This is a genomic window from Rhodococcus sp. 15-649-2-2, from assembly GCF_002258645.1.
Classification (GTDB): Bacteria; Actinomycetota; Actinomycetes; order Mycobacteriales; family Mycobacteriaceae; genus Rhodococcoides.
The window spans coordinates 934,538-949,011 of the sequence record NZ_NPFM01000031.1 but is presented as its reverse complement, the minus strand read 5'-3'; the positions used below and the strand labels follow the sequence as shown (position 1 = coordinate 949,011).

12 protein-coding genes are annotated in these 14,474 nt (G+C 64.8%); 11 read left to right on the top strand and 1 reads right to left on the bottom strand.

What is annotated here, in order from left to right; translation table 11 throughout:
• Positions 1–46: 46 nt before the first annotated feature.
• A complete protein-coding gene (locus CH305_RS25215) occupies positions 47–532 on the bottom strand; it encodes a metallopeptidase family protein (protein ID WP_032376893.1) in 486 nt (161 codons plus the stop codon).
• Between the two features lie 72 nt (positions 533–604).
• Here CH305_RS25215 and CH305_RS25210 point away from each other — a divergent pair, with 72 nt between their 5' ends.
• From CH305_RS25210 to lpqB, 11 genes are all read left to right on the top strand, one after another.
• The gene (locus CH305_RS25210) at positions 605–1,012 is read left to right on the top strand and encodes a DUF3499 domain-containing protein (protein ID WP_170944848.1); all 408 of its coding nucleotides are present in this window, start codon (positions 605–607) and stop codon (positions 1,010–1,012) included.
• A 186-nt stretch (positions 1,013–1,198) separates the two neighbouring features.
• Positions 1,199–2,581 carry a phosphomannomutase/phosphoglucomutase gene (locus tag CH305_RS25205; protein ID WP_037155792.1) on the top strand — a complete coding sequence of 461 codons (1,383 nt, stop codon included), beginning with the start codon at positions 1,199–1,201 and terminating at the stop codon, positions 2,579–2,581.
• Positions 2,582–2,650: 69 nt separating this feature from the next.
• Complete coding sequence (locus CH305_RS25200; RefSeq protein WP_094705344.1) at positions 2,651–3,793, top strand: tobH protein; 1,143 nt, start codon at positions 2,651–2,653, stop codon at positions 3,791–3,793.
• Positions 3,793–5,022, top strand: a complete 1,230-nt coding sequence (gene manA, locus CH305_RS25195; protein WP_094705170.1) for a mannose-6-phosphate isomerase, class I — start codon at positions 3,793–3,795, stop codon at positions 5,020–5,022. The genes CH305_RS25200 and manA overlap by 1 nt, the downstream gene beginning before the upstream one ends.
• A gap of 151 nt (positions 5,023–5,173) precedes the next feature.
• Entirely contained in the window at positions 5,174–6,682 is a 1,509-nt protein-coding gene (locus tag CH305_RS25190; protein WP_032403069.1) for an amino acid permease, read from the top strand.
• Between the two features lie 251 nt (positions 6,683–6,933).
• Positions 6,934–8,037, top strand: a complete 1,104-nt coding sequence (locus CH305_RS25185) for an alkane 1-monooxygenase (RefSeq protein WP_230592470.1) — start codon at positions 6,934–6,936, stop codon at positions 8,035–8,037.
• A 102-nt stretch (positions 8,038–8,139) separates the two neighbouring features.
• Positions 8,140–9,624 carry an adenosylhomocysteinase gene (gene ahcY, locus CH305_RS25180; RefSeq protein ID WP_037155789.1) on the top strand — a complete coding sequence of 495 codons (1,485 nt, stop codon included), beginning with the start codon at positions 8,140–8,142 and terminating at the stop codon, positions 9,622–9,624.
• A 6-nt stretch (positions 9,625–9,630) separates the two neighbouring features.
• A complete protein-coding gene (locus CH305_RS25175) occupies positions 9,631–10,296 on the top strand; it encodes a dTMP kinase (protein WP_094618769.1) in 666 nt (221 codons plus the stop codon).
• Between the two features lie 4 nt (positions 10,297–10,300).
• Positions 10,301–10,978 carry an MtrAB system response regulator MtrA gene (gene mtrA / locus CH305_RS25170; RefSeq protein WP_027496508.1) on the top strand — a complete coding sequence of 226 codons (678 nt, stop codon included), beginning with the start codon at positions 10,301–10,303 and terminating at the stop codon, positions 10,976–10,978.
• A complete protein-coding gene (gene mtrB, locus CH305_RS25165) occupies positions 10,975–12,675 on the top strand; it encodes an MtrAB system histidine kinase MtrB (protein ID WP_032403073.1) in 1,701 nt (566 codons plus the stop codon). The genes mtrA and mtrB overlap by 4 nt, the downstream gene beginning before the upstream one ends.
• Positions 12,672–14,453 (top strand): MtrAB system accessory lipoprotein LpqB, encoded by a 1,782-nt coding sequence (gene lpqB / locus CH305_RS25160; protein WP_094705168.1) that lies wholly within the window; start codon positions 12,672–12,674, stop codon positions 14,451–14,453. The genes mtrB and lpqB overlap by 4 nt, the downstream gene beginning before the upstream one ends.
• The last annotated feature ends 21 nt before the right edge of the window (positions 14,454–14,474 follow it).

The window sequence follows — 14,474 nt, the reverse complement described above, 5'->3', positions numbered from 1 at the left end:
GTTCCACCGACGCTCGGTTGTGCTCGATCGAGCACCCTGCCGCAGATCACTCTGCGGCGCTGTTCGGATCCACTTCGTCCGGGTCGATCCCGAGATATGTCGCTACTTGCTCCACGAGAACCTCGAACAACAGATCCTCCAGATCCTCGGGGTGCTTTGCGCGACGCTCGAGCGGTCGCCGGAACAGCACCACTCTGGCGCGTGTCGTCTCTCCGCGCTTGTCTATCCCGGCCGGCACCAATCGCGACAGCGGCACAGGACCCTCTGCCACCACTTCGGGTGGCCATGTCACGGACTCCGGATCCAACGCCCTGATCTTGGGCACATCGTCGACGGCGATATCCAGCTTCGAGAGCTTGTCGTGCCATCGATGATCGATTCGCGCGAACGCGTCGAGTACCAGTCGGTCGAACTTCTCTGCCCGTGAGCGCCTGGCAGGGATGTCCTCGGGCAGAACCGGTCCGCGGATGCCGCGGCCGTGCCGTGCCACGGACCGAGAAGTGATCCTGCGCGCGGAGGAGAATCGAGGCATGGGGGGAGGTTATCGCGCTCGTCCGGTGTGTCGGTCGTTCGGTCGGTTGCGCCTACCGGATACTCTGCATTCGTGAGATCACTGCGTGGCTGCTGCAGGCCTGGTTGCAACCGTTCTGCTGTTGCAACGCTCACATATGTCTACTCCGATTCCACCGCGGTCGTCGGGCCGCTCGCCACCGTGGACGAGCCACACTCGTGGGATCTGTGCGAGATTCACGCGTCGACGACCACCGCGCCGAAGGGCTGGGAGCTCGTTCGGTACGAGGGTGGCTACTCGACGTCGACGCCCGACGAGGACGACCTGACGGCACTTGCCGAGGCGGTTCGAGAGGCGGGCCGCGGCGATCGCGTCCGCTCCGAGGACCGTGAGATCGATCGGTCGGCGTCTCGTCCGTCCGACGGTGAACGCCGATCCGCCCCGGCCGTCCGAACCGGCAGGCGTGGTCACCTTCGAGTTCTTCCCGACCCCACGTCCTGAGTCGCCGCGCACACCGGTGTGGTGTGGCGACGTCCGACTGGCCGGTCCGACTGCCGTCTGGCAAGGTTTTCGAGCAGGACCGAAACGGTCTGTGCCGTTCTGCCGATACTGGTGCGGACGCACCGTCACACACGCTCGACGACGCCGATGTGCGGCGTCGCAAGAACGATCACCAGGAGAATCTTCGTGGCCCGAACCGCAGAGTCCGTCAACGCCGTCATCAAGGCCTACGACGTCCGTGGAGTCGTAGGTGAGCAGATCGACGAGGCGTTCGTGCGAGACGTCGGAGCCGCGTTTGCGCGTCTGGTACGCGACGAGGCGGGGGCCGCGCGGTCGGTCGTGATCGGTCACGACATGCGTGATTCGTCGCCGGCGCTGTCTCGGGCCTTCGCAGACGGTGTCACCGCTCAAGGACTCGATGTGGTGCACATCGGCCTGGCGTCCACCGATCAGCTGTACTTCGCCTCGGGCCTGCTCGAATGCCCGGGGGCCATGTTCACTGCGAGTCACAATCCGGCGAAGTACAACGGAATCAAGCTATGCCGCTCCGGCGCGAAGCCGGTGGGACAGGACACCGGTCTGGCCACCGTCAAAGCCGAACTGGTGGACGGGGTACCCGAGTTCGACGGCCCGGCCGGAACGGTGACGTCCCGCGACGTCCTCGACGAGTACGCGCAGTTCTTGCGAGACCTGGTCGATCTGTCGGGAATCGGTTCCATGAAGATCGCCGTGGACGCAGGCAACGGAATGGGCGGGCACACCGTCCCTGCAGTGTTCGGACCGTTGCCGGTGACGATCGAGCCGCTGTTCTTCGAGCTCGACGGCAGCTTCCCCAACCACGAGGCCAATCCGCTCGATCCGGCGAATCTGGTGGATCTGCAGCGCTTCGTCGTCGAGACCGGCTCTGCTATCGGACTTGCGTTCGACGGCGACGCCGATCGCTGCTTCGTCGTCGACGAGAAGGGCGACCCGGTTTCACCCTCGGCCGTCACCTGCCTGGTGGCCGAGCGCGAACTGGCCAAGGAACCGGGCGCGGTCATCATCCACAACCTCATCACGTCCCGTTCCGTGCCGGAGTTGGTCACCGAGCTCGGTGGCACGCCGGTACGAACCCGCGTTGGCCACTCCTTCATCAAGCAGCAGATGGCCGACACCGGAGCCATCTTCGGTGGAGAGCACTCTGCCCACTACTATTTCCGCGACTTCTGGGGTGCCGACTCCGGCATGCTCGCCGCGCTGCATGTCCTCGCCGCTTTCGGTGCACAGGACCGCCCACTGTCGGAGATGATGGCCGACTACGAGACCTACAGCGCATCGGGCGAGATCAACTCGACCGTCGACGACGCGGCGGGTCGTACCGAGGCCGTGCTCGCGGCGTTCGCCGATCGAACCTCGGGCATCGACCGACTCGACGGCGTGACAGTCGATCTCGCCGACGGTTCCTGGTTCAACCTCAGGGCCTCGAACACCGAACCGCTGCTCCGACTGAACGTGGAAGCGCGCACCGCTGCGGATGTCGATGCATTGTCGACCGAGATATTGGGCATCGTTCGCGCCGGACTGGAATAGTGGTTACCGAGGGTTCATGAGTGGGTAAGCGTTCGTTTCCGGTCGGTGACGAAGGGAGGTGTCGCAGCCATGACCGCAGTGTCGTCTCTGGTCGATCTCGATGATGCCGATGCTCTCATCGCGGCCGATCGCGAGGGTGCGTTGCGCAGTGCTGCTCTGGCGGGCGCGCAGGTTCGCGCTGTCGCGACGGCGGTGGACGAAGCGGTGCTTTCTCGGTTGGCTGATCTGCGTCCCAGAAGTGTGGTCATCGTGACCGGTGACGGGCGCAGCAGTCGTGCCGCGTCACTTCTCGTCGCAGCGCTCGGTGACCGACTCGGTGTTCCGCTGGTGCGTAGTACCGGAACTCCGCCGTGGATCGGCCCGCTCGATGTGGTGGTGGTTGCCGGCGACGACGCAGGCGATCCGCGCCTTGCCGAGTCTGTCGATGCCGCAGCACGTCGTGGCGCGGAAGTGGTGGTGGTGGCACCCGAGGAAGGCCCGCTGCGTGCCGTCCGAGGAGCCAGAGTCATGTGGTTGCCGCCGCGAATCGCGGTCCGTGACCACAACGCCCTGATGCGCTATCTCGCCGCCTTCGTCGCCGTTCTCGGTGCGGTTGCCGGTGGATCATGGAAGACGTTGCTGCCCAATCTGTCTCGTCTGGCCGACCTGCTCGATGCCGAGGCGGTCCGAAACAGCCCGTCCAACGAGGTGTTCCACAACCCGGCCAAGGCTCTCGCCAGCGGAATGAACGGTCGGCGGGTGGTGCTGTCCGGCAGCAGCGCCGCAGCCGTCGAGGTGGCTCGGCACGGCAGTGAGGTGCTACTTCGTGTGGCGGGTGTGCTCGTCGGTGCCGGCGAACTCGGCGATGTCATCGCGGCGTCCGTCCGGGCGAGGACTGCCGAATCTGCCGGCACGGCACAGACATTCGATTCGTTCTTTCACGACGAGCAGCTCGACGGCCCACCACCCGCACTGCCGATGCGCGTCATCGTCGTCGCATCCGACGTCGATCGCGCCATGACCGAACGACGACTGGCCGGTGTCACCGAGTCGGAATTGTTGCTCGCCGAGTCGACCGATGCGCTGTTCGGCGGCGCGAGGCCGGGATCAGAGCTCGACATCACCGTCGCGTCTCCCGGTCCGGCTACACTTTCGGTGCTCGACACCATGTCCGTGTTGGCGACGCGGTTGGACACGACCGCCGCGTACCTGTTGTTGATGGGCGGTAGCTAGTGCAGCTCTTGCGTGGTGCGGTTCGGTCCTACGCATGGGGGTCGCGAACCGCTCTGGCCCGTATTCAGGGTCGCCCGGTTCCGTCCGATCATCCCGAGGCCGAGATCTGGCTCGGTGCTCACCCAGCCGATTCGGCGCACGTGGTGCACGAGGGCGGCAGCACCCCACTGCTCACATTGATCGACGGGGATCCGGCAACGCAGCTGGGAGGCTCGGCGCAGCAGTACGAGTCCCGACTGCCGTACCTGCTGAAACTCCTTGCCGCAGAAGAGCCTTTGTCGTTGCAGGCCCACCCCAGCAGTGCGCAGGCACATGAAGGTTTCGCACGCGAGAATGCGGCCGGTGTCCCCATCGATTCTCCGGTGCGCAACTATCGGGATCCGAATCACAAGCCGGAACTGATCGTGGCGCTCACCGAATTCGAGGCGCTGGCCGGTTTCCGGAGCCCTGCGGAGACCGTGGAACTGCTCGACGCGTTGTCCGTGGCCGCGCTCGGTGGGTACCGCACATTGCTGGCCGCACAGCCCGATGCGTCCGGACTGCGTACGGTGTTCACCTCGTGGATCACGCTTCCCGGGCAGTCGCTGGACGATATTCTTCCGGCCGTTGCCCAGGGATGCATCGATTACCTTTCCGGTCCTGCGCGCACCGACGGGGGACGATTCGCGGCCGAGGCCAGGACTCTGCTCGAGCTCGGCGAGTCCTATCCCGGCGACGCCGGTGTGCTGGCAGCACTGCTGCTCAACAGGGTGACCTTGGCTCCCGGGCAAGGCCTGTACCTGGATGCCGGAAACTTGCACGCATACCTGCGTGGTACCGGAGTGGAAATCATGGCGAACTCCGACAACGTGTTGCGCGGAGGACTGACTCCCAAGCACGTCGACGTCCCGGAACTGCTGCGCGTACTGGACTTCGAGCCGGCCGATATCTCTCCCATCACTCCGGGCGAGGACGATCGGCCCACCTACCAGTACCGCACGCCTGCACCGGAATTCGCGCTGAGTCGGACGGCGGTGTCGCCGGGGGAGACGGTCGAAATACCCGGATCCGGTCCCCGCATTCTGCTGTGTACCGACGGCACCGTCGTGGCGAGTACCGGCGGCAGCCAGTCCGGGCTGACGGTGCCGCAGGGCAGCTCGGCCTGGATACCGGCTGCGGATCGATCCGTTACGGTGACTGCCGACTCGGGCGTGGCCGAGGTGTTCGTGGCCTCCGTCGGTCGCCAGTAGATTCCTCGCGGCCTGTCGCACCTGTGCGGAGGTCTTTTCGAACTGCGGAAGTGCGCGAGCGGCGCGCCCGAAGGCAATAGTCTGATGTCACAGTGAACTCTGCGACGGGTGTGATCCGTGGACAGAGGCGAATACGCGCTACGGAGGCCAGATGAGCAGAGCAGACCGGCCGGCCAAGACCCCGCGCACGACGGGGTGGTTCCGGACCAAATCGATCGAGCAGTCGATCGAGGACACCGACGAGCCGGATACGAAACTCCGGAAAGAACTCGGTTCCTGGGACCTCACCGTGTTCGGTGTCGCCGTTGCCGTCGGTGCGGGCATCTTCACCCTGACCGCGCGGACCGCCGGAAACGTGGCGGGACCGGCGGTGTCGGTGGCGTTCGTGCTCGCTGCGATCGCCTGCGGCCTGGCGGCACTGTGTTACGCGGAGTTCGCCTCGACGGTTCCCGTTGCCGGCAGCGCGTACACGTTCTCCTATGCCGCGTTCGGTGAGTTCATCGCCTGGATCATCGGCTGGGATCTGATCCTCGAGTTCGGCCTCGCGGCCGCTGTTGTGGCCAAGGCGTGGTCGTTGTACTTGGGCGATCTGCTCGGTACGGCCGCGCCGGTACTCCAGATCGGTTCGCTGAACTTCGACTGGGGCGCGCTGCTCATCGTGGTGGTGCTGACGGTGCTGATCGCATCGGGCACCAAGTTGTCCTCGCGGGTCTCGCTCGTGATCACCGCGATCAAGGTGATCGTCGTTCTCTTCGTCGTCGTGCTCGGTGCCTTCTACATCAAGGTCTCCAATTACGACCCGTACATTCCTCCGTCGCAGCCCGGCTCCACAGGCGAGGGTCTCCATCAGTCCTTGTTCTCGTTCGTCACCGGTGCCGGAGGTAGCACCTTCGGCTGGTACGGGCTGCTGGCCGCAGCGTCGCTGGTGTTCTTCGCGTTCATCGGCTTCGACGTGGTCGCGACGACGGCGGAAGAGACCAAGGAGCCGCAGAAGGCACTGCCGCGCGGCATCCTCGGTTCCCTCGCGATCGTGACCGTGCTCTACGTGGCCGTCACCCTGGTGCTGACCGGAATGGTGAAGTACACCGATCTGGCGGGTGACAGTTCCACGTTGGCAACGGCGTTCGAGCTCAACGGTCTGACCTGGGCCAAGAACATCATTTCGTTCGGCGCACTTGCCGGTCTCACGACCGTGGTGATGGTGTTGATGCTGGGCCAGACCCGAGTGCTCTTCGCGATGTCGCGCGATGGATTGGTGCCGCGCGGATTGGCACATACCGGAAAGAAGGGCACGCCGGTTCGGACGACGATTCTGGTCGGCGTCATCGTCGGACTTCTCGCGGCCTTCGTTCCGCTGGGCACGCTCGAGGAGATGGTGAACATCGGAACGCTGTTCGCATTCGTGCTCGTGTCGGCGGGTGTTCTGGTTCTGCGCAAGACTCGACCGGACCTCGAGCGGGGGTTCCGGGTGCCGTGGGTTCCGTTGGTGCCGATCCTCGCCGTGCTCGCGTGCCTGTGGTTGATGCTCAACCTGTCGGTCGAGACGTGGCTGCGCTTCCTGGTCTGGATGGCCGCCGGTGTCGTGATCTACGTGCTGTACAGCAGGCGTCATTCGGTGATGGGACTGCGGGAAGCAGCGAAGGTGAAGACCGAGAAATAGTCGGTACCGTCTTTGTAGCTCGTCCTAGGATGCCCGGCCGAATTCGGTCGTCGTCACATCGGACCCGCAGAATGTTATACCCTCGAAAACAGACTTGGAGGACTCCTACGGTTCGATGAGAGGGTGTTGACACAGTGAATGCGAACGGCCGAATCACTTCCACGAAGGATTCGGGTGTCGCTTTCGGGGGGCGGGATTCGAAGGCCGGTGGACGTTCGGTTCGCTGGCAGGACAACAAACGCTATTTGTGGATGCTGGGGCTCCTGGCCCCGGCATCGGCGCTGCTGCCGTCACAGTTGGTCTACTGGACGGGCATGCAGATCTTCTGGTGGAGCGGTGTTCTGGTGTTCTTCGTGATCATTCCGGTGATCGACTTGATCGCCGGTGAAGACGGGCACAACCCGGACGAGTCGGCGAGCGAGAAACTGCAGAACGATCGCTACTACCGCTGGTGTACCTACCTTTTCCTACCCATTCAGTTCATCGGGCTGATCGTTGCATGCTGGATGTGGGCGTACGGAAACCTGACCGTGGTGGACAAGATCGGACTCGCCGTGACGGTGGGTCTGGTGGCAGGCACCGGTATCAACGCAGCTCACGAGCTGGGTCATCGCATCGAGCAGCACGAGCGGTGGCTGGCCAAGATCGCGCTGTCTCAGACGCTCTACGGACACTTCTTCGTCGAACACAACCGCGGTCATCACGTTCGAGTAGCGACCCCGGACGATCCCGCGAGCGCGCGGCTCGGCGAGAGCGTGTGGACCTTCGTGCCGCGCAGCACGGTGTTCGGACTCGTCTCTGCGTGGAGGCTCGAGGCGCAGCGACTACGGCGCAAGGGTCGCTCGGTCGCGAGCCCGACCAATGCGCTGCTGCACACCTGGTTGCTGAGCGCAGTGCTGTTCGGCACGTTGCTGGTCGTGTTCGGCCCCGCTATCGCGCCGTATCTTCTGCTGCAGGCCGTCGTCGGATTCGTGTTGCTCGAGATGGTGAACTACGTGGAGCACTACGCCTTGCTCCGCGAAACGAACGACCGCGGCAAATACGTTCGGTGCTCACCCCGCCACAGCTGGAACAGCGACAGAATCTGCACCAACATATTTCTCTACCACCTGCAACGACACAGTGACCACCACGCCAATCCCGGCAAGCGCTATCAGACCCTGCTCTCCTGCGACGAAGCTCCACAGCTGCCGGCCGGTTACGCGTCGATGGTGATACTCGCCGCAATCCCGCCGCTGTGGCGTCGAGTGATGGACCCACGGGTACTCGCGCACTACCAAGGCGATGTCACCCGTGCCAACATCCTTCCCCGCAAGCGCGCCCGAATTCTGGCCCGAGCCGGACGAAACGGATAGCGCAGACACTCGGTGTGGACTCGTCCCCCCGGGCAGTCGGTACTACCACCGCGCGGACCCGATAGCCTGGTGGACAGACACTCAGTCAACAGGAGAGGCAAGATGACGACCTCAGTTACGTCAGGATCGGCACTCACCGTGGAGCACCGCGGTGGAATCGACTTCAAGGTCGCAGACCTGTCGCTCGCAGAATTCGGCCGCAAGGAGATCAGGCTCGCCGAGCACGAGATGCCCGGTCTGATCGCGCTGCGTCGCGAATACGCCGACGTACAGCCGCTCAAGGGCGCGCGAGTTTCGGGATCGCTGCACATGACCGTGCAGACCGCGGTGCTGATCGAGACCCTGGTGGCGCTCGGAGCCGAGGTCCGGTGGGCGTCGTGCAACATCTTCTCCACCCAGGACCATGCAGCTGCGGCTGTCGTCGTCGGCCCGTACGGAACCGTCGAGGAGCCCAAGGGCGTCCCGGTGTTCGCGTGGAAGGGCGAGAGCCTCGAGGAGTACTGGTGGGCGGCGGAGCAGATGCTCACCTGGCCCGAGCAGCCCGCCAACATGATTCTCGACGACGGTGGAGACGCCACGATGCTGGTGCTGCGCGGCGCGCAGTTCGAGAAGGCCGGTGTCGTCCCGCCGACCGACGACGATCACGATTCGGACGAGTACAAGGTGTTCCTCGGCCTGCTGCGCCGTTCGCTCGAGGCGTCGAAGTCCAAGTGGACCGAGGTTGCCGCGTCCGTCCAGGGCGTCACCGAGGAGACCACCACCGGAGTGCTCCGGCTCTACCAGTTCGCGGCCGCCGGAGAACTCACGTTCCCGGCCATCAACGTCAACGACTCGGTGACCAAGAGCAAGTTCGACAACAAGTACGGCACCCGCCACTCGCTGATCGACGGCATCAACCGCGGCACCGACGTCCTCATCGGCGGCAAGGCCGTGCTGGTCTGTGGCTACGGCGACGTGGGCAAGGGCTGCGCCGAGGCGCTCAAGGGCCAGGGTGCACGCGTTACCGTCACCGAAGCCGACCCGATCAACGCGCTGCAGGCGCTCATGGACGGCTTCGACGTGCGCACGGTCGAGGAGTTCATCGAGCAGGCCGACATCGTGATCACCTCGACGGGCAACCTGTCGATCATCACGTTCGAGCACATGCGCAAGATGAAGCACCAGGCAATCCTGGGCAACATCGGCCACTTCGACAACGAGATCGACATGGCCGGGCTGGAGAAGGCCGCCGATGTCACGCGCATCAACATCAAGCCGCAGGTCGACGAGTACCAGTTCAAGGACGGGCACTCGATCATCGTGCTCTCCGAGGGCCGCTTGCTGAACCTCGGCAACGCGACCGGTCACCCGTCGTTCGTCATGAGCAACAGTTTCTCCAACCAGGTCATTGCTCAGATCGAACTGTGGACCAAGCCGGACGAGTACGACAACGAGGTCTACCGCCTGCCCAAGCACTTGGACGAGAAGGTCGCGCGTATTCACGTCGAAGCACTCGGCGGCTCGATCACCAAGCTCACCAAGGAGCAGGCCGAGTACATCGGCGTCGACGTCGAGGGCCCGTACAAGCCCGAGCACTACCGCTACTGACCTACGGTGGGACAGCTTTTCGTCATCGAAGGAGTCGACGGAGCGGGCAAGAACACGCTCGCCCGTCGGCTCGTTTCGGCGTGGGAACGCGACGGACTCGACGTCGCGCGTATCGGATTTCCGAGGTACGACCGATCGGTGCACGCCGATCTTGCGGCGGAGGCGCTGCACGGCGAACACGGCGATACCGCCGGCAGCGTGCACGCGATGGCTCTGCTGTTCGCGCTCGATCGCCGGGATGCGGTCGACGAGGTCCGAAAGCTGCTCTCGCACAACGATGTAGTTCTTCTCGATCGGTACGTGGCGTCCAATGCCGCGTACACCGCTGCTCGGTTGGAACAGACTGCAGACGGTGGGGCCGTCGAATGGATCAGGGCGCTCGAATTCGAGCGCTTCGGAGTTCCGATTCCGGACATTCAGATCTTGCTCGACGTGCCGGTGGCACTTGCCGCCGAGCGGGCTGCGGCGCGTGAGAGTGCGGACGTCGCCCGAACCCGGGATGCGTACGAACGGGACGGCTCACTGCAGAGCCGAACCTCGGCCGTGTACGCCGCTCTCGCGGCGGCGAACTGGGTATCGCCGTGGCAGGTCGTCACTGCCGACGTAGATCCCGATCGACTCGCCGCCGAGTTGTCCAATCAGCCATCAGGCGAGCCGAAAGTGACACCATAGGAGCATGAAGCCTCGGATTCTGGTTGTGGACGACGATTCGGCTCTGGCGGAGATGCTCACCATCGTGTTGCGCGGTGAGGGATTCGAGCCCTTCGTGGTCGGAGACGGCACCCAAGCGTTGGCGGCCGTGCGCGAGAACCGGCCGGATCTGGTGCTGCTGGACCTGATGCTTCCCGGGATGAACGGCATCGACGTCTGCCGCGTACTGCGGGCCGATTCCGGCGTTCCGATCGTGATGCTGACGGCCAAGACGGATACCGTCGATGTCGTGCTGGGCCTCGAGTCCGGTGCGGACGACTACATCATGAAGCCCTTCAAGCCCAAGGAACTGGTCGCACGTGTCCGAGCGCGCCTGCGCAGGACCGAGGACGAACCCGCCGAATTGCTGTCCATCGCAGACATCGTGATCGACGTGCCTGCACACAAGGTCAGCCGCGGCGACGAACTGGTGTCGCTGACACCACTCGAGTTCGATCTGTTGGTGGCGTTGGCCCGCAAGCCGCGTCAGGTATTCACCCGCGAGGTGCTGCTCGAACAGGTGTGGGGCTACCGTCATGCCGCCGACACCCGACTGGTGAACGTGCACGTTCAGCGTCTGCGCGCCAAAGTCGAGAAAGATCCGGAAAACCCTGAGGTGGTGTTGACCGTGAGGGGGGTCGGGTACAAGGCCGGACCGCCGTGATCGGTTTTTCCCACTCTCGGCGACGAATCAACGGCAAATTTTCCCCTTTGCTGCGGTGGTTTCGCTCGCTGAGTACGTCGCTCGGCCATGCCTGGCGACGGTCTCTGCAGCTCCGCGTCGTCGTGTCGACGTTGACGCTGTCTCTGGTGGTCATCCTCATTCTCGGTGTGGTGTTGACCTCTCAGATCACCGATCGGTTACTCGAAGCCAAGTTGTCGGCGGCTACCGAGGAGCTCGACAGATCGCGAACCACCGTCGAGGGCAATCTGGCGGGTGCCGACGATTCGAGCGGGCTCGCGACGCGCCTGGAACGAGCGCGAGCAGCACTGACCAACCAGGACCTGGACGCCGCGTCGACCACAGGGTCGGCGGGATCGTTCGATCCGGTGTTGATCGTGGAGGGTGACGCCACCCGGGCCGAGGCGTCGGTCGGGCCGGTCGATCAGATCCCGAACAGCTTGCGCGACTTCGTCAAGAAGGGCCTGATCAGTTCGCAGTACGCGACCGTGACCGACAGTGACGGCGGCTATTCAGGATCGGCTCTCATCATGGGATCGCCCACCGGATCCGACATCTCGGCGCTGCAGCTGTATCTCATCTTCCCGCTCGCCAGCGAAGACCGGACACTGTCGTTGGTACGCGGCACGTTGTTCATCGGGGCAGTGGTGCTGCTGGTACTCCTCGCCGCGATCGCGATGCTCGTCGCACGGCAGGTGGTGCTGCCCATTCGATCCGCGTCGCGCATCGCAGTACGTTTCGCCGACGGCAGGCTCAAGGAGCGCATGCCGGTTCGCGGTGAGGACGACATGGCCAGGCTCGCGATGTCGTTCAACGAGATGGCCGAGAGCCTGTCCAAGCAGATAACCCAGCTCGAGGAATTCGGTAATCTGCAGCGCCGGTTCACCTCCGACGTGAGCCACGAACTGCGGACCCCGCTCACCACGGTGCGGATGGCCGCCGACCTCATTCACGACGCCAGTGACGATCTCGAACCCGCACTCAAGAGATCCTCGGAGCTGCTGGTCAACGAGCTGGATCGCTTCGAGACTTTGCTCGGCGACCTGCTCGAGATCAGTCGACACGATGCGGGTGTGGCCGAACTGGCTGCCGAACAACTCGATCTTCGGATGTGCGCGCGCGCAGCGGTGTCCACCGTTCGACACCTGGCGCGCGAGACCGGCACCGAAGTGATCGTCGACATGCCCGAGACCGCGGTCGTCGCCGAGGTGGACCCACGGCGAGTGGAGCGGATTCTGCGGAACCTGCTGGCCAACGCACTCGATCACGGCGAAGGCAAGCCGGTGCTGCTGCGCCTGCGCTCGGATGCCGACGCGGCAGCATTCGTGGTGCGCGACCAGGGAATCGGCCTGCGACCCGGCGAGGAAAAGTTGGTGTTCAATCGGTTCTGGCGCTCGGATCCCTCTCGCGTCCGTCGCTCCGGCGGCACCGGGCTCGGGCTGGCGATCAGCGTAGAAGACGCCCGATTGCACGACGGTAAGCTCGAAGCGTGGGGTGCAGTGGGGGAAGGCGCATGCTTTCGACTCACGTTGCCACTCGTGCGCGGGCACAAGGTCATCGGATCTCCGCTGCCCCTCAAGCCCAGCACCAAGAAGTACGCGCAGGGGCAGCCGATTCCGGCGATCACCGCCCCGAAGACGTCCGCGCAGAAGTCGTCGGCCTCGGAGTCGGTGACGTGATTCGATCGGCTCGTCGCGGTAGTCGGGTACTGGCGATCTGCGCACTGGCGATCGCGCTCGTCGGTGGGTGTGCCAGCCTGCCCGAGTCCTCCAGCCCTCAGGCAATCGGAACCCTGACGGACGGTGCCGTGCCGACGAGTGCGCCGGCCCCCGAGCCCGGACGCGAACCGGATCGCTTGCTGGACGATTTCTTCGAGGCCAGCGCCGTCTCCGCCAACAGGCATCAGGCCGCTCGGCAATTTCTCACCGAGGAGGCGTCGGGGACCTGGGACGACGGGGCGCGAACCGTCGTCGCGGACCGGATCGACACCCTGTCCGGACCACGTACCGCCGATACCGCGCAGTTCACGATTCGTTCGACGACGGCCGGGATGCTGGCCTCGGGCGGGGAGTATCAGGCAGGTTCGGACACCTTCGACGTTGCGATCGAGATGACGCGGGTGGACGGTCAATGGCGAATCTCCAAGCTTCCGCCCGGTGTCGTCATCGATCGATCCGCATTTCTGAACACCTATCAGCAGCGATCGCTCTATTTCGTGGATCCTCTCGGCGGCGTGCTCGTGCCCGATGTCCGCTGGACGAGCGGATCGCAGGACCAGCTGGCCAATCAACTCGTGCAGCTGCTCATCGACGGTCCCAAGTCGGCTCTGTCGGCGGCAGTGAGCAACGAACTGTCCGACGACGTGAGCATCCGCGGGCCGATCACCAAGGCCGACGGTCAGACCTCTCAGGTGGGGGTGGGGCTCGGCGGCATCAAGATCGACTTCGGCGGCCTACAGAACAAGGGTGACCGCGATCGCGAACTCCTTGCCGCTCAGGTGATCTGGACCCTGGCGTCGGCCGAGGTGGCCGGCCCGTACGTGCTGCTGGCCGACGGTCAACCGATCGATACGACCAAGCCCGACGGGTGGACGACCGCGGGCGTCGACTCGTTCGATCCACTCGGCGGCACCGACGCCACCATCGGGCTGCACGCCCTCGCGTCCGGCGGATTGCTCGAGGTCGACGAGACGGAGACCACACCCGCCCCCGGGTACTTCGGGCAGGCCCGCAATCTTCGCTCGGTGGCGCTGTCCAACGACGGCACACTCGTGGCAGGAGTCGCGGACACCGGGCGGCCCGCGCCTGCTCCGTCGAGCACTCTCATGGTGGGCAGCTACGACGGTGGCGCGTTCCCGGTGGCCGAAGGGCAGTCGATCACGCGGCCCACCTGGGGGTCGGACGACAACGCGGCCTGGGCGGTGATCGACGGCACCAATGTCATCCGAGCCGCTCGTGATCCCTCCACCGGTCAGGTCTCCGTGATCCCCGTCGACGCCACCGCCGTCACGACCTTGGGCACCCGAATCACCGAACTGCGGTTGGCCCGCGACGGCGTACGAGCAGCGCTCATCGTCGACGGCGTCGTGTACGTGGCGACGGTGGTGCGTGATCCCTCGGGCGTGTACTCGTTGACCTCACCCCGCGCTGTGGCCATCGGACTCGGCAGTGACGCCACCAGTTTGGACTGGTCCACCGGAGACACCATCGTGATCGCGAGAGTCGCCACGGACACACCGGTGGTGCAGGTGACGGTCGATGGATCCAGGATGGACGCCCTTCCGTCGCGCAACCTGACCACTCCGGTGCTGGCGGTCGATGCGTCGCCGGAAACCGAGTACGTGGCCGACGCACGTGCGGTGTTTGCGCTCAACAACGCCGATCCGGTCGGCGACCGTTACTGGCGCGAGGTCACCGGCCTGGCCGGCGTGAAAGCAGTGCCGATTCTGCCCGGCTGATGTCGCGGAGTCCCGTGTCGG

Coding starts and splice junctions, on each gene's coding strand:
- CH305_RS25215 (WP_032376893.1), bottom strand. CDS start 532: ATGCCTCGATTCTCCTCCGCGCGCAGGATCACTTCTCGGTCCGTGGCA.
- CH305_RS25200 (WP_094705344.1), top strand. CDS start 2,651: ATGACCGCAGTGTCGTCTCTGGTCGATCTCGATGATGCCGATGCTCTC.
- CH305_RS25190 (WP_032403069.1), top strand. CDS start 5,174: ATGAGCAGAGCAGACCGGCCGGCCAAGACCCCGCGCACGACGGGGTGG.
- CH305_RS25185 (WP_230592470.1), top strand. CDS start 6,934: ATGCTGGGGCTCCTGGCCCCGGCATCGGCGCTGCTGCCGTCACAGTTG.
- ahcY (WP_037155789.1), top strand. CDS start 8,140: ATGACGACCTCAGTTACGTCAGGATCGGCACTCACCGTGGAGCACCGC.
- mtrA (WP_027496508.1), top strand. CDS start 10,301: ATGAAGCCTCGGATTCTGGTTGTGGACGACGATTCGGCTCTGGCGGAG.